Source organism: Micromonospora chalcea (assembly GCF_002926165.1).
GTDB classification, from domain to species: domain Bacteria; phylum Actinomycetota; class Actinomycetes; order Mycobacteriales; family Micromonosporaceae; genus Micromonospora; species Micromonospora chalcea.
Map to the genome: position 1 here is coordinate 16640 of NZ_MAGP01000103.1, position 15542 is coordinate 32181.

Sequence of the window (15542 nt, forward strand, 5' to 3'; positions counted from 1 at the left end):
GGAATGTTCGCGAGACGGAAGTTGTCATACGTCGGGGCTAGAGTTGCTGAGGCGTCTTCTCTGCGCCCCGACAACCTGTGAAAACCACCCAGACCCGGCGTCTGGTGCACAGATCCGCCTCATATTCTTCTTCCGGGAGCACACGCACCGTGGCCGACCGACTGATCATCCGTGGCGCGCGCGAGCACAACCTGCGTGACGTCAGTCTCGACCTGCCCCGGGACGCCCTGATCGTCTTCACCGGGCTGTCCGGTTCGGGCAAGTCGAGCCTGGCGTTCGACACCATCTTCGCCGAGGGGCAGCGCCGCTACGTCGAGTCGCTGTCGTCGTACGCCCGGCAGTTCCTCGGGCAGATGGACAAGCCCGACGTCGACTTCATCGAGGGTCTCAGCCCCGCCGTCTCCATCGACCAGAAGTCCACCTCGCGCAACCCGCGCTCCACCGTCGGCACCATCACCGAGGTCTACGACTACCTCCGCCTGCTGTTCGCCCGCATCGGAGAGCCGCACTGCCCGATCTGCGGCGAGCGGATCTCCAAGCAGAGCCCGCAGCAGATCGTCGACCGGGTCCTGGCCATGGCCGAGGGCACCCGGTTCATGGTGCTCGCGCCGGTGGTGCGCGGCCGCAAGGGCGAGTACGTCGACCTGTTCGCCGAGCTCCAGGCCAAGGGCTACGCCCGGGCCCGGGTCGACGGCGTGGTGCACCCGCTGACCGAGCCGCCGAAGCTCAAGAAGCAGGAGAAGCACACCATCGAGGTGGTGATCGACCGGCTCAGCGTCAAGCCCAGCGCCAAGCAGCGGCTGACCGACTCGGTCGAGGCCGCGCTCGGTCTCTCCGGCGGCCTGGTGCTGCTCGACTTCGTCGACCTGCCGGAGGACGACCCGGCCCGGGAGCGCCGCTACTCCGAGCACCTGGCCTGCCCGAACGACCACCCCCTCGCGATCGAGGACCTGGAACCCCGGGTCTTCTCCTTCAACGCGCCCTACGGCGCCTGCCCCGAGTGCACCGGCCTGGGCACGAAGAAGGAGGTCGACCCCGAGCTGGTCATCCCCGACCCGGAGCGCACGCTGCGCGAGGGCGCGATCCAGCCGTGGGCCACCGGGCACAACCTCGAATACTTCCTGCGGCTGCTGGAGGCGCTCGGCGAGGCCGAGCACTTCGACATCGACACGCCGTGGCGGAAGCTGCCGTCGCGGGCGCAGAAGACGATCCTGCACGGCTCCGACGACCAGGTGCACGTGCGCTACCGCAACAAGTACGGCCGCGAGCGCTCCTACTACACCGGCTTCGAGGGCGTGGTGCAGTGGATCGAGCGCCGGCACACCGACACCGAGTCGGAGTGGTCCCGGGAGAAGTACGAGGGCTACATGCGGGACGTGCCCTGCGCGGCCTGCGGCGGCGCACGGCTCAAGCCCGAGGTGCTCGCGGTCACCCTGGCCGGCAAGAGCATCGCCGAGGTCTGCAACCTGTCCGTGGGCGAGGCCGCCGACCTGCTCGCCGGCATCGAGCTGACCGACCGGCAGAAGATGATCGCCGAGCGGGTGCTCAAGGAGATCAACGCCCGGCTGAAGTTCCTGCTCGACGTCGGGCTGGACTACCTCTCCCTGGACCGGCCCGCCGGCACGCTCTCCGGCGGCGAGGCGCAGCGCATCCGGCTCGCCACCCAGATCGGCTCCGGCCTGGTCGGCGTGCTCTACGTGCTCGACGAGCCGTCGATCGGCCTGCACCAGCGCGACAACCACCGGCTCATCGAGACGCTGCTGCGGCTGCGCGGGCTGGGCAACACGCTGATCGTGGTCGAGCACGACGAGGACACCATCCGGGTGGCCGACTGGATCGTCGACATCGGCCCGGGCGCGGGCGAGCACGGCGGCAAGATCGTGCACAGCGGCTCGGTGCCGGCGCTGCTCGACAACACCGAGTCGGTCACCGGGGCGTACCTGTCCGGGCGCAAGTCCATTCCGACGCCTGCCGGCCGCCGGCCGCAGACACCGGGCCGCGAGCTGGTGGTGCACGGCGCGCGCGAGCACAACCTGCGCAACCTCACCGTGAGCTTCCCGCTCGGCCAGCTCATCGCGGTCACCGGAGTCAGCGGCTCGGGCAAGTCGACGCTCGTCAACGACATCCTCTACACGGTGCTAGCCAACCAGATCAACGGCGCCCGGCTGGTGCCCGGCCGGCACACCCGCATCACCGGCCTGGAGCACGTGGACAAGGTCGTCGGCGTGGACCAGTCGCCGATCGGGCGTACCCCGCGCTCCAACCCGGCCACCTACACCGGGGTCTGGGACCACATCCGCAAGCTCTTCGCCGAGACCACCGAGGCCAAGGTCCGGGGGTACGGCCCGGGCCGATTCTCGTTCAACGTCAAGGGCGGGCGCTGCGAGGCGTGCTCCGGCGACGGCACCATCAAGATCGAGATGAACTTCCTGCCGGACGTCTACGTCCCCTGCGAGGTGTGCAAGGGCGCGCGCTACAACCGCGAGACGCTCGAGGTGCACTACAAGGGCAAGACGGTCGCCGAGGTGCTGGACATGCCGATCGAGGAGGCGGCCGAGTTCTTCTCCGCCATCCCGGCCATCCACCGGCACCTCCGGACGCTGGTCGACGTCGGCCTCGGCTACGTGCGCCTCGGCCAGCCCGCGCCGACGCTGTCCGGCGGTGAGGCGCAGCGCGTCAAGCTCGCCTCCGAGCTGCAGAAGCGCTCCACCGGCCGCACCGTCTACGTGCTCGACGAGCCGACCACCGGCCTGCACTTCGAGGACATCCGCAAGCTGCTGATGGTGCTGGAGGGGCTGGTCGACAAGGGCAACACCGTCATCACCATCGAGCACAACCTCGACGTGATCAAGACGGCCGACTGGCTCATCGACATGGGCCCGGAGGGTGGCCACCGGGGCGGCACGGTCCTCGCCACCGGCACGCCGGAGGAGGTCGCCGAGGTGCCGGAGAGCCACACCGCCCAGTTCCTGCGGCCGATCCTCAAGCTCGACGGCAAGGCCAAGGGCGCCAAGGCGGCCACCAGCCGGGCGGCCAAGGCCAACGGCAACGGCGGCGCCAAGCCGCGGGCCCGCAAGGTGCCGGCCGCGGCGCGCTGACCGACGTCCTCCATGCGATGCCCGGTACGTTGACGCGCCAGTATGAACCGTGCCCCACGCTGGTGCGTGTTTCCGCAGTAAGCCGAGAGAAAGGCCGGATATGAGTGATGATCAGGCGTTGACCCGACCGGTCACCCAGAGCCGCCGTGCCCTGCTCGCCGGAGCCGGGGCGGTCGGCGCGGCAGTGGTCCTCGCGGGCTGCGGCAGCGACGACGAGGCCTCGCCCGGGCTCGCCCCGACCAGCGGCGGCCCGCCCGGCGCCACCGCCACCGGGGACGCCGGCGGCGGCGACCGGGCCGGCAGCAACTCCGTGGCCCGCACCTCGGACATCCCGGTCGGCGGCGGCGCGGTCTTCGCCAGCCAGGGCGTGGTCATCACCCAGCCCGAGGCCGGCCAGTTCAAGGCGTTCGACCCGATCTGCACGCACCAGCGCTGCCCGGTGTCGAACGTCGACGGCGGCACGATCAACTGCACCTGCCACAACAGCCGCTTCTCCATCGTCGACGGCTCGGTGAAGGGCGGCCCGGCCACCAAGCCGCTCGCCGCGAAGGACATCACCGTCGACGGCGACCAGATCCGCCTGGCCTGACCACCCGCCGCGCCCCCGGTCACCCGGGGGCGCGGCGGCGGCCGGGTGTCAGGGGTGCGGACTAGGCTTGACAGCGTGGCTGACCCCTCGACGTACCGTCCCGCGCCCGGCACCATTCCGGAGTCGCCAGGGGTCTACCGCTTCCGCGACGGCACCGGCCGGGTGATCTACGTCGGCAAGGCGCGCAACCTGCGCAGCCGGCTCAACTCCTACTTCGCCGACCCGGTCGGCCTGCACCAGCGCACCCGGCAGATGGTCTTCACCGCCGAGTCGGTCGACTGGATCACCGTCGCCACCGAGGTCGAGGCGCTCCAGCAGGAATACACCTGGATCAAGCAGTACGACCCGAGGTTCAACGTCCGCTACCGCGACGACAAGTCGTACCCCTATCTCGCGGTCACACTCGACGAGGAATACCCCCGGTTGCAGGTGATGCGGGGCGTCAAGCGCAAGGGCGTGCGCTACTTCGGGCCGTACTCCCACGCCTGGGCGATCCGCGAGACGCTCGACCTGCTGCTGCGAGTCTTCCCGGCGCGGACCTGCTCGTCCGGGGTGTTCAAGCGGGCCGGGCAGGTCGGCCGGCCCTGCCTGCTCGGTTACATCGGCAAGTGCTCCGCGCCGTGCGTCGGCAGCGTCACCAGCGACCAGCACCGGGAGATCGTCGACGGTTTCTGCGACTTCATGGCGGGCCGCACCGACACCATGGTCCGCCGGCTGGAGAAGGAGATGCTCGACGCCAGCGAGCAACTGGAGTTCGAGCGGGCCGCCCGCCTGCGCGACGACGTCGCGGCGCTGCGCCGGGCGATGGAGAAGCAGACCGTGGTGCTCGGCGACGGCACCGACGCCGACGTGGTCGCCTTCGCCGACGACCCGCTCGAAGCCGCCGTGCAGGTGTTCCACGTCCGCGGCGGCCGGGTGCGCGGCCAGCGCGGCTGGGTGGTGGAGAAGACCGAGGAGCTGAGCACCGGCGACCTCGTGCACCACTTCTGCACCCAGGTGTACGGCGGCGAGCAGGGCGAGGCCGACGTGCCCCGCGAGCTGCTCGTGCCCGAGCTACCAGGCGACGCCGACGCGCTCGCCGACTGGCTCTCCACCCGCCGGGGCAGCCGGGTGTCGCTGCGGGTGCCGCAGCGCGGCGACAAGCGGTCGCTGCTGGAGACCGTCGAGCGCAACGCCAAGGACGCGCTGGCCCGGCACAAGCTCAAGCGGGCCGGCGACCTGACCACCCGCAGCCAGGCGCTCGACGAGATCGCCGACGCGCTCGGCATGAACACCTCGCCGCTGCGCATCGAGTGCTACGACGTCTCCCAGATCCAGGGCACCGACGTGGTCGCCAGCATGGTCGTGTTCGAGGACGGGCTGCCCCGCAAGAGCGAGTACCGCCGCTTCATCGTGTGCGGCGCCGCCGACGACCTGTCGGCCATGTCCGAGGTGCTGCGGCGGCGCTTCGCCCGCTACCTCGACGCCCGCGCCGAGACCGGGGAGCTGGGCGAGGAGACCGCCTCCGACCCGGACCGCCCCGGCATCGACCCGACCACCGGGCGGCCGCACAAGTTCGCGTACCCGCCGCAGCTCGTGGTGGTCGACGGTGGCCCGCCGCAGGTGGCCGCTGCCGCGAAGGCGCTCGCTGAGCTCGGCATCGACGACGTGGCGCTGTGCGGGCTGGCGAAGCGGCTGGAGGAGGTGTGGCTGCCCGACGACGAGTTCCCGGTGATCCTGCCCCGCACCTCCGAGGCGCTCTACCTGCTGCAACGGGTCCGCGACGAGGCGCACCGCTTCGCCATCACGTTCCACCGGCAGCGGCGCTCCAAGCGGATGACCGAATCGGCGCTGGACAACGTCCCCGGCCTCGGCGAGGTACGCCGCAAGGCGCTGCTGCGGCACTTCGGCTCGCTGAAGCGGCTGTCGTCGGCCACCGTGGAGGAGATCACCGAGGTGCCCGGGGTGGGCAGGCGTACGGCCGAGGCGATCCTGGCCGCGCTCGACGGCTCCACCGACGCCACCACGGCCGCCCCCCGTTCCTGACCCTTCGCCTGCTCGCGCCTGCTCGCGCTGCTCGCGCCTGCTCGCGCCTGCCGTCGTGGCCCCCGGCCGCTGTCCAGCGTGCGTCAACCAACGCCCGTTGTCCGGCCCGCCGGCCCGCCACCGCCGTCGCGTGCCGTGGGTGGAACGCCGTGGGTGTCTCGGGCTGCTTTTGACACCCATGCCGCTCCAGTCGCCGTCGCCAGGTGCCTCGGGTGGAACGCCATGGGTGTCTCCGCCCGCCTTTGACACATACGGCGTTCCAGCCATGGTTGTTCCCGGTGGGCGAAACCGTCATCCTTGCAGTTCGTGCCTAACGTATGACCGCTTTGTGAGGCTTATCCGGGACCGGCTGCAAGGTCTGCCGTGCGCGTGCACCGCGAAGGCGCCGCCCAGTGCGCCCTGGGGCCGGTGTCCGGTTTGCCGGGGCGTTGTGGTCGGCGCCATGCTCACGGCGGAATCCGGGGTGGGGTGCAGGCGTTGTACATGGCTGACCGCCCAGGCACCAGGGCCGAGCGCTCAACCCCGGTCCGCCCGGCGCCACGGGGCAGGTCACGGGAATCGCCCCGGCCCAGCCGTCGTTACATCCCCCGACGACGAGCACCCCCGCCGGCGGGAATGACCCCGGCCCGGTGGTCGTTACATCCCCGAGCCGCGGAGCAGCCCCCTCTCGGGTCGCCCGCGTGCCAGCCCGCTCGACGGGCGCCCCCCAAGACTTTTCCCCTCCGCGGCACCCCCGCCGCGTATCCCCCATTTCAGGGAGGCAACCATCATGGCTACCACTCTGCTGCGCAAGACCGTTCTGACCGCTGCCGGTGTCGTCGCCACCGCCGGTGGCATCGCCGGCCCCGCCGTCGCCGCCCACGCCGCCCCGGCCGAGAAGGCCGCCATCGTCGCCGACCGCAAGAGCGGTCATGGTGAGCGTGAGCTGGACGTGCGCTACGAGGCCCAGCCCAACTTCTACTTCTGCGGCCCCGCCGCCGCCCGCAACGCGCTGAGCGTGCAGGGCAAGAACATCGACGTGCACGCCATGGCCCGCGAGATGGGCACCACCGAGGCCGGCACCAACTCCATCAACGACATCACCCCGGTGCTGAACAAGGAGACCGGCGCCAAGGACGCCTACAAGTCGGTCGAGATCAGCACCCCCAAGGCCGACGACAAGCAGACCGACAAGCTGCGCGCCGACGTGGTGAAGACCGTCGACGCCGGCCGGGCCGTGGTCGCCAACATCGCCGGCACCGCCACCGACACCGACGGCAACACCCACTCCTTCGAAGGCGGCCACTACATCAGCGTCATCGGCTACCGCGACGACGGCAAGACCGTCACCATCGCAGACAGCGCCGACCCGAACACCGCCACCTACCGGATGAGCATCGACAACCTCGCCGACTGGATCGCCACCCGCGGCTACAGCACCAGCTAAGACCAACACCGCCGCACCCATGGCTGCAGAGCAAGAACGGGCAGCACGCACACCGGAAGGGCCCGACCCCCACCACAGGGGGTCGGGCCCTTCCGCGCGTACGTCAGGACTCGGTGAGGACGGCCAGGATCGCGTCGCCGTACTTGGCGAGCTTGTTCTCGCCCACCCCGCTGACCCGGGACAGCTCGGCCAGGGAAGCCGGCGGCTCGGCGGCGATCTGCCGCAGCGTCGCGTCGTGGAAGATGACGTACGCCGGGACGCCCTGCTCCTTGGCGGTGGCCGCGCGCCACGCGCGGAGCCGCTCGAAGACCGGCGCGGCGGCGGGGGAGAGGTCGGCGACCACAGTGGCCGCGCCCCGGGGCTTGGCGGACCGGCCGGCCGCCGGCCGCTCCGGCTCCTTGCGCAGCGTGACGGTACGGCGGCGGCCGAGCACGTCCGCGCTGGCCTCGGTCAGCGCCAGCGTGCCGTAGTCGCCCTCGACGGCGAGCAGACCCTCGGCGAGCAGCTGCCGTACCACGCCACGCCACTCGGTCTCGCGCAGCTCGGCGCCGATGCCGAACGTGCTGAGCGAGTCGTGGCCGTGCTGGTCGATCTTGTCGGTGTGCTTGCCGAGCAGGATGTCGATGCTGTGCCCGGCGCCGAAGCGCTGGTTGCGTTCGCGGTCGAGCCGGTAGACGGTGGAGAGCAGCTTCTGCGCGGCGACAGTGCCGTCCCAGGACTCGGGCGGGTCGAGGCAGGTGTCGCAGTTGCCGCAGGCGGCCACGCCGGTCTCGCCGAAGTATTCGAGCAGCTGGGCGCGGCGGCAGCGGACCGTCTCGCAGAGCGCCAGCATCGCGTCCAGGTGGGCGGCGAGGTTGCGCCGGTGCGCCAGGTCGCCCTCCGACGTCTCGATCATCTTGCGCTGCTGCACCACGTCCTGTAGCCCGTACGCCAGCCAGGCGGTGGACGGCAAGCCGTCGCGCCCGGCGCGGCCGGTCTCCTGGTAGTAGCCCTCGACCGACTTCGGCAGGTCCAGGTGGGCGACGAAGCGTACGTCGGGCTTGTCGATGCCCATGCCGAACGCGATCGTGGCGACCATGACCAGCCCGTCCTCGCGCAGGAAGCGCTGCTGGTTGGTGGCGCGGGTCGTGGCGTCCAGCCCGGCGTGGTACGGCAGCGCGGGGATGCCGTTGGCGACCAGGAACTCGGCGGTCTTCTCCACCGAGGCCCGGGACAGGCAGTAGACGATGCCGGCGTCGCCCGGGTGCTCGTCGCGCAGCAGGCTGAGCAGCTGGCGGCGGGGCTCCCGCTTCGGCACGATCCGGTACTGGATGTTGGGCCGGTCGAAGCTGGCCACGAAGTGCCGGGCCTCGGTGAGCCGCAGCCGGGTGGCGATCTCGGTGCGGGTCGCCCGGGTCGCGGTGGCGGTCAGCGCGATGCGCGGCACGTCCGGCCAGCGTTCGTGCAGCATCGACAGGTTGAGGTAGTCGGGGCGGAAGTCGTGCCCCCACTGCGACACGCAGTGCGCCTCGTCGATCGCGAACAGCGCGATCCGGCCGCGTTCCAGCAGGCCGAGCGTGGAGCGTACCGCCAGCCCTTCCGGGGCGAGGTAGAGCAGGTCCAGCTCGCCGGCCAGGTAGGCCGCCTCGACCCGGCGCCGCTGCGCCGGGTCCTGCGTCGAGTTGAGGAAACCGGCGCGTACGCCGACGGCGGTGAGCGCGTCGACCTGGTCCTGCATGAGCGCGATCAGCGGGGAGACCACTACCGCCACGCCGTCGCGGACCAGCGCGGGGATCTGGTAGCACAGCGACTTGCCGCCACCGGTGGGCATGAGCACCAGCGCGTCGCCGCCGGACACCACGTGTTCGACGACGTCCTGCTGGAAGCCGCGGAAGGCGTCGTACCCGAAGACCCGCCGCAACACGTCGAGCGCGTCGCCGGTCGGTGGGGAGCCGGCCGGTGCGGAGGTGGTCCGCTCGTCGGTGGGGGAGACCATCCGCGCAGTCTACGAGCGTCCCCCGACAGCGCCCGTCCGGCGAGCCGGTCCGGGGGTGGCGACATGTTCCGGTGGTCACCCCGTGGAATCCCGGACGGGGTCGCAGCCGTTAGAGTCGCTGATTGACCATGCGCGGCCGACCGGCCGCGGCGCCACGGCTGGGGGTAGCGGGTGAGCGAGGCGCGTACAGCGGGTGACCTGGGGCCGAGCGAGGCGGAGACGGCGCCGGCCGAGTCGGACACCTCACTGGTGGTGGTGACCGGGCTGTCCGGCGGCGGGCGCAGCACGGTGGCCCGGGCGCTGGAGAACGTCGGCTACTACGTGGTCGACAACCTGCCCCAGGCGCTGCTGCTCGACATGGCCGAGCTGGCCTTCAAGGCCGGCGGCGCGGCCCGGCGCACGGCGATGGTGCTGGACGTGCGCTCGCGCGCCTTCTCCACCGACCTGGCCGGGGCGATCCGGGAGCTGCGCGAGCGCGGCTTCTCCCCCCGGGTGGTCTTCGTCGACGCCGACGACGAGGTGCTGATCCGCCGGTTCGAGAGCGTGCGCCGCTCGCACCCGCTGCAGGGCGACGGGCGGCTGGCCGACGGCATCGCCGTCGAGCGGACGCTGCTGGAGGAGGCACGCGAGCAGGCCGACGTGATCATCGACACCAGCCACCTGAACGTGAACCAGCTTCGGCGCCGGGTCGAGGAGCTGTTCGGCGGCGAGGACGCCCGCCGGCTGCGGATCACCGTGATCTCGTTCGGCTTCAAGTACGGCCTGCCGCCGGACGCCGACTTCGTGATGGACGCCCGGTTCCTGCCGAACCCGTACTGGGTGCCGGAGCTGCGCGAGCACACCGGCCGGGAGGAGGCGGTCAGCGCGTACGTGCTGGGCCAGGAGGGCGCGGACGCCTTCGTGGCCGGGTACGCCGACCTGGTCAACGCCACCACCGCCGGTTTCGAGCGGGAGGGCAAGCGCTACCTGACCGTGGCGGTCGGCTGCACCGGCGGCAAGCACCGCAGCGTGGCGATCGCCGAGGAGCTGGCCGCCCGGCTGCGCCGCTCCGGTATCGCCGCCAACGCCCAGCACCGGGACCTGGGGCGGGAGTGACCCCGACCAGGGTGGTCGCCTTCGGTGGCGGGCACGGGCTCTCGGCGTCGCTGCGGGCGCTGCGGCACTGCGTACCCGAACTGGACCTGGACATCACCGCGGTGGTCACCGTCGGCGACGACGGCGGGTCCAGCGGGCGGCTGCGCGCGGAGCGCGGCGGCCTGCCCCCGGGTGACCTGCGTCAGGCGCTCGTGGCGCTGGCCGGCGACCATCCGGCCACCCGGCGCAGCGCGGCGCTGTTCCAGTACCGCTTCACCACCGCGACGCCGCCCCCGCCAACGCTCGCCGCGCCGGTTCCGGCCGCCCGCGCCGGCGACTCGCTCGCCGGCCACGCGGTCGGCAACCTGCTGCTGCACGGCCTGACCGAGCTGCTCGGCGATCCGGTGGCCGCGCTCGACCACGCGGGCGCGATGCTCGGCGCGGTGGGGCGGGTGCTGCCGATGTCCCGTCAGCCGGTGGGCATCGAGGCCCGGGTCCGCGGCGCGGACCCGGCCCATCCGGACGAGGTGTCCACCGTGCGCGGGCAGCACCAGGTCGCGGTCACCCCGGGCACCGTCGAGTCGCTGCGGCTCAACCCACCCGCGCCGGCCGCGTGCGCCGAGGCGGTGACAGCGGTACGCGCCGCGGACTGGCTGATCTTCGGGCCGGGCAGCTGGTACACGAGCGTGCTGCCGCACCTGCTGGTGCCGGGCCTGGCCGACGCGATCGTCTCCAGTCCGGCGCGGCGGCTGGTGACGCTCAACCTGGTGGCGGAGAAGGAGACCTCGGGGCTCTCCCTGCCCGACCATCTGGACACGCTGCGGCGCTATCTGCCCGAGCTGAAGGTGGACCGGGTGCTGGCGGACTCCACGGCGGTGGGTGATCCCGCGGCGGTCGAACGTGCGGCAGAATCGCTTGGTGCCCGGCTGGTCCTCGCTCCCGTCGCCGTCCTCGACGGCACGCCCCGTCATGATCCAGCCGCACTGGGCGCCGCGCTGGTGCCTGTCCTGCGCGCCGATCGTTAGACACGTACGTAATCACCGGCGACACGCCGGAACCGGTCCGTGAGGGGGCGCACTATGGCGATGACGGCTGCGGTCAAGGACGAGCTGAGTCGGGTCGACGTGCCCAAGCCCTGCTGTCGGCGGGCGGAGATGGCCGCCCTGCTGCGTTTCGCCGGCGGCCTGCACATCGTGTCCGGCCGCGTCGTGGTCGAGGCGGAGCTGGACACCGGCGCGGTGGCCCGCCGGCTGCGGCGGGAGGTGGCCGAGGTCTACGGCTACCCGAGCGAGATCCACGTGCTCGCCTCCGGCGGCCTGCGCAAGGGCAGCCACTTCATCGTGCGGGTGGTCAAGGACGGCGAGGCGCTCGCCCGGCAGACCGGCCTGCTCGACGTGCGGGGCCGCCCGGTGCGTGGCCTGCCGCCGCACGTGGTGGCCGCGAACGTCTGCTGCGCCGTGTCGGCCTGGCGGGGCGCGTTCATGGCGCACGGCTCGCTGACCGAGCCGGGCCGCAGCAGCGCGCTGGAGATCACCTGCCCCGGCCCGGAGTCGGCGCTGGCGCTCGTCGGCGCGGCCCGCCGCATCGGCATCACCGCGAAGAACCGCGAGGTGCGCGGCGTGGACCGGGTGGTGGTCAAGGACGGCGACGCGATCGCCGCGCTGCTCACCCGCATAGGAGCGCACTCCAGCGTGCTGGCCTGGGAGGAGCGGCGGGTACGCCGGGAGGTGCGCGCCACCGCCAACCGGCTGGCCAACTTCGACGACGCCAATCTGCGCCGCTCGGCCCGGGCCGCGGTGGCCGCCGCCGCCCGGGTGACCCGCGCGCTGGAGATCCTCGCCGACGACGCGCCCAACCACCTGACCTCGGCCGGCCGGCTGCGGCTGGAGCACCGTCAGGCGTCCCTGGAGGAGCTGGGCGCGCTCGCCGAGCCGCCGCTGACCAAGGACGCCATCGCCGGCCGGATCCGCCGGCTGCTCGCGCTGGCCGACAAGCGCGCCCGCGACCTGGGCATCCCGGATACGGAAGCGGCAGTCACGCCCGACATGCTCGTGGTCTGATAGGACTCGGGCGGCGAGCACGCGAGCGGGATCACCACCCGCCGCAGCGCGACGCCGCACGCTCGGATATGGTCGCTGCGTACGGCAAGGGGGCCGCGCACAGGCATCCCTCGCCGTGCTCACCGCCTCGGGCGGTCAGGTCTCCGTGACCGCGGCGGGGTGGCCGAGATGACATGTCGACGGCCGGCTCCAACGGTCGGCGCACACACCTCCGCCGGCCCCGGTCTGGCGCCGGCGGACCAGAACGCGAGGAGATGGGACCTGTGACCATCCGGGTTGGCATCAACGGCTTCGGCCGGATCGGCCGCAACTTCTTCCGGGCAGTGCTGGCGTCCGGCGCTGACATCGAGGTCGTGGCGGTCAACGACCTGACCGACAACGCGACGCTCGCCCACCTTGTCAAGTACGACAGCATCCTGGGCCGCCTCCCGCACGAGGTGAAGGCCACCGCCGACGAGATCACCGTGGGCGGCAAGACCATCAAGGCGTACGCCGAGAAGGACCCGGCGAACCTGCCGTGGGGCGAGGTCGGCGCCGACGTCGTCATCGAGTCCACCGGCTTCTTCACCGACGGCACCAAGACGAAGGCGCACCTCGACGGCGGGGCCAAGAAGGTCATCATCTCCGCGCCGGCGAAGAACGAGGACGTCACCGTGGTCATGGGCGTCAACCAGGACCAGTACGACCCGGCCAAGCACAACATCATCTCGAACGCCTCCTGCACCACGAACTGCCTCGCGCCGATGGCGAAGGTGCTGCAGGACACGTTCGGCATCCAGCAGGGCCTGATGACCACCATCCACGCGTACACGCAGGACCAGAACCTGCAGGACGCGCCGCACAAGGACCTGCGCCGGGCCCGCGCCGCCGCGCTGAACATCGTGCCGACCTCGACCGGCGCCGCGAAGGCGATCGGCCTGGTGCTGCCGGAGCTGAAGGGCAAGCTGGACGGTTACGCGCTGCGCGTGCCGATCCCGACCGGCTCGGCCACCGACCTGACCGTCACGGTCGGCCGGGAGACCACTGTGGACGAGGTCAACGCCGCGCTCAAGGCCGCCGCCGAGGGCCCGCTGCGGGGCATCCTCACCTACAACGAGGACCCGATCGTCTCCGCCGACATCGTGACCGACCCGGCGTCGTGCATCTTCGACGCGCCGCTGACCAAGGTGATCGGCAACCAGGTCAAGGTCGTCGGCTGGTACGACAACGAGTGGGGCTACTCGAACCGCCTGGTGGACCTGGTCAAGCTGGTCGGTAGCTCGCTGTGAGCATCCGCAACCTCGACGACCTGCTCGCCGAGGGGGTGTCGGGTCGGCGCGTGCTGGTGCGCGCCGACCTGAACGTCCCGCTCGACAAGCAGACCGGTGAGATCACGGACGACGGCCGGATCCGGGCCGTCCTGCCGACGCTGAGCGCGCTGGTGCAGGCCGGCGCGAAGGTGGTCGTCTGCTCGCACCTGGGCCGCCCGAAGGGCGCGCCGGACCCGCAGTTCAGCCTCCGCCCGGTCGCCGGGCGGCTCGGTGAGCTGCTCGGCGCCCCGGTGGCCTTCGCCGAGGACACCGTCGGTGACTCGGCGCGGTCCACCGTGGCCGACCTGGCCGACGGCCAGGTGGCGCTGCTGGAGAACCTGCGGTTCAACAAGGGCGAGACCAGCAAGGACGACGCGGAGCGGGGCGCGTTCGCCGACCAGCTCGCCGCGCTCGGCGACGCCTACGTGGACGACGCGTTCGGCGCTGTGCACCGCAAGCACGCCAGCGTGCACGACGTGCCGGCCCGGCTGCCGCACTTCGCCGGCCGGCTGGTGCTGCGCGAGGTCGAGGTGCTCAGCCGCCTCACCGGCTCCCCGGAGCGGCCGTACGTGGTGGTGCTGGGCGGCTCGAAGGTCTCCGACAAGCTGGCCGTGATCGAGGCGCTGCTGCCGACCGTGGACCGGCTGCTCATCGGCGGCGGGATGTGCTTCACCTTCCTCAAGGCCCAGGGCCACGAGGTGGGCACGTCGCTGCTGGAGAAGGACATGGTCGAGACCTGCCGCAACCTGATGGAGCGCGCGCCCGGCAAGATCATGCTCCCGGTCGACGTGGTGGCCGCCGACGCGTTCGCGCCGGACGCCGCGCACGACACCGTGCCCGCCGACGGCATCCCCAGCCACCGGCTGGGCCTGGACATCGGCCCGGAGACGGTGGCCGGCTTCGCGGCCGCGCTGTCGCAGGCGAAGACCATCTTCTGGAACGGCCCGATGGGCGTGTTCGAGATGGCGGCGTTCGCCAACGGCACCCGGGGCGTGGCCGAGGCGATCACCAAGGCCGACGCGTTCAGCGTGGTCGGTGGCGGCGACTCGGCCGCGGCGGTGCGCGCGCTGGGCCTGGACGAGTCCTCGTTCGGGCACATCTCCACCGGCGGTGGCGCCTCCCTGGAATACCTGGAGGGCAAGACCCTCCCCGGCATCGCGGCTCTGGAGAACTGAATGGCGAGCACGACCCGCCGGCCGCTGATGGCCGGCAACTGGAAGATGAACCTGAACCACCTCGAGGCCAACCTGCTGGTGCAGAAGCTGGCCGCGAGCCTGAACGAGAAGCAGCTCACCGACGTCGAGTGCGTGGTGCTGCCGCCCTTCACCGACCTGCGTACCGTGCAGACCGCTGTGGACGGCGACAAGCTGCTGATCGGCTACGGCGCGCAGGACCTGTCGCCGCATCCGTCCGGCGCGTACACCGGTGACATCGCCGGGCCGATGCTGGCGAAGCTGGGCTGCGGCTACGTGGTGGTCGGCCACTCCGAGCGGCGGCAGTACCACCACGAGGACGACGCGCTGGTCAACGCGAAGGTGTCGGCGGCGCTGGCGAACGGTCTCACCCCCATCCTCTGCATCGGCGAGGGCCTGGAGGTCCGGGAACAGTCGGGGCAGGTGCGGCACTGCTGCGACCAGCTCGACGGCGCGCTGAAGGGGCTCACCGCCGAGCAGGTCACCAAGGTCGTCGTCGCGTACGAGCCGGTCTGGGCGATCGGCACCGGCAAGACGGCCACGCCGGAGGACGCCCAGGAGGTCTGCGGCGCGGTGCGCAAGCGCATCGCCGAGACCTACGACGAGGGCACCGCCGAGCAGGTCCGGATCCTGTACGGCGGGTCGGTCAAGGCGTCGAACGTCGCCGCGATCATGGCGCAGCCGGACGTGGACGGGGCCCTGGTCGGGGGCGCCAGCCTGGACGCGGAGGAGTTCGCGCAGATCTGCCGGTTCCCGGAGCACACCGCCCGCTGATCGCTCGCTATCCTTGACGCTGCCCGTCCACCGGCCGGT

Annotated in this window: 11 protein-coding genes; 10 read left to right on the plus strand and 1 reads right to left on the minus strand. The window is 71.8% G+C overall.

Going from position 1 to position 15542, the window contains the following annotated elements:
• The first annotated feature begins 149 nt into the window (after positions 1-149).
• From uvrA to BAW75_RS11345, 4 genes are all read left to right on the plus strand, one after another.
• Complete coding sequence (gene uvrA / locus BAW75_RS11330; RefSeq protein WP_104113549.1) at positions 150-3098, plus strand: excinuclease ABC subunit UvrA; 2949 nt, start codon at positions 150-152, stop codon at positions 3096-3098.
• 100 nt (positions 3099-3198) lie between these two features.
• Positions 3199-3687 (plus strand): Rieske (2Fe-2S) protein, encoded by a 489-nt coding sequence (locus BAW75_RS11335; RefSeq protein ID WP_064445299.1) that lies wholly within the window; start codon positions 3199-3201, stop codon positions 3685-3687.
• Between the two features lie 75 nt (positions 3688-3762).
• Entirely contained in the window at positions 3763-5712 is a 1950-nt protein-coding gene (uvrC, locus tag BAW75_RS11340) for an excinuclease ABC subunit UvrC (protein WP_104113550.1), read from the plus strand.
• Positions 5713-6481: 769 nt separating this feature from the next.
• Entirely contained in the window at positions 6482-7138 is a 657-nt protein-coding gene (locus BAW75_RS11345) for a C39 family peptidase (protein WP_104113551.1), read from the plus strand.
• A gap of 103 nt (positions 7139-7241) precedes the next feature.
• Here the strand turns inward: BAW75_RS11345 and recQ are convergent, their stop codons facing one another.
• On the minus strand, positions 7242-9113 hold the full coding sequence (recQ, locus tag BAW75_RS11350) for a DNA helicase RecQ (protein ID WP_104113552.1): 1872 nt from the start codon (positions 9111-9113) through the stop codon (positions 7242-7244).
• A gap of 171 nt (positions 9114-9284) precedes the next feature.
• Here recQ and rapZ point away from each other — a divergent pair, with 171 nt between their 5' ends.
• The 6 genes from rapZ to tpiA all read left to right on the plus strand — a co-directional run bounded on the left by rapZ (position 9285) and on the right by tpiA (position 15503).
• Positions 9285-10208 carry an RNase adapter RapZ gene (gene rapZ / locus BAW75_RS11355; RefSeq protein WP_043329622.1) on the plus strand — a complete coding sequence of 308 codons (924 nt, stop codon included), beginning with the start codon at positions 9285-9287 and terminating at the stop codon, positions 10206-10208.
• On the plus strand, positions 10205-11212 hold the full coding sequence (locus BAW75_RS11360) for a gluconeogenesis factor YvcK family protein (protein ID WP_043329623.1): 1008 nt from the start codon (positions 10205-10207) through the stop codon (positions 11210-11212). The genes rapZ and BAW75_RS11360 overlap by 4 nt, the downstream gene beginning before the upstream one ends.
• Positions 11213-11266: 54 nt before the next feature.
• On the plus strand, positions 11267-12247 hold the full coding sequence (gene whiA, locus BAW75_RS11365; RefSeq protein ID WP_030503240.1) for a DNA-binding protein WhiA: 981 nt from the start codon (positions 11267-11269) through the stop codon (positions 12245-12247).
• Between the two features lie 263 nt (positions 12248-12510).
• A complete protein-coding gene (gene gap / locus BAW75_RS11370) occupies positions 12511-13515 on the plus strand; it encodes a type I glyceraldehyde-3-phosphate dehydrogenase (protein ID WP_104113553.1) in 1005 nt (334 codons plus the stop codon).
• Entirely contained in the window at positions 13512-14711 is a 1200-nt protein-coding gene (locus tag BAW75_RS11375; protein WP_104113554.1) for a phosphoglycerate kinase, read from the plus strand. Before gap ends, BAW75_RS11375 begins: the two co-directional genes overlap by 4 nt.
• On the plus strand, positions 14712-15503 hold the full coding sequence (gene tpiA / locus BAW75_RS11380) for a triose-phosphate isomerase (protein ID WP_043329625.1): 792 nt from the start codon (positions 14712-14714) through the stop codon (positions 15501-15503).
• Positions 15504-15542 lie beyond the last annotated feature (39 nt).

Coding starts and splice junctions, on each gene's coding strand:
- BAW75_RS11335 (WP_064445299.1), top strand. CDS start 3,199: ATGAGTGATGATCAGGCGTTGACCCGACCGGTCACCCAGAGCCGCCGT.
- BAW75_RS11345 (WP_104113551.1), top strand. CDS start 6,482: ATGGCTACCACTCTGCTGCGCAAGACCGTTCTGACCGCTGCCGGTGTC.
- recQ (WP_104113552.1), bottom strand. CDS start 9,113: ATGGTCTCCCCCACCGACGAGCGGACCACCTCCGCACCGGCCGGCTCC.
- whiA (WP_030503240.1), top strand. CDS start 11,267: ATGGCGATGACGGCTGCGGTCAAGGACGAGCTGAGTCGGGTCGACGTG.
- tpiA (WP_043329625.1), top strand. CDS start 14,712: ATGGCGAGCACGACCCGCCGGCCGCTGATGGCCGGCAACTGGAAGATG.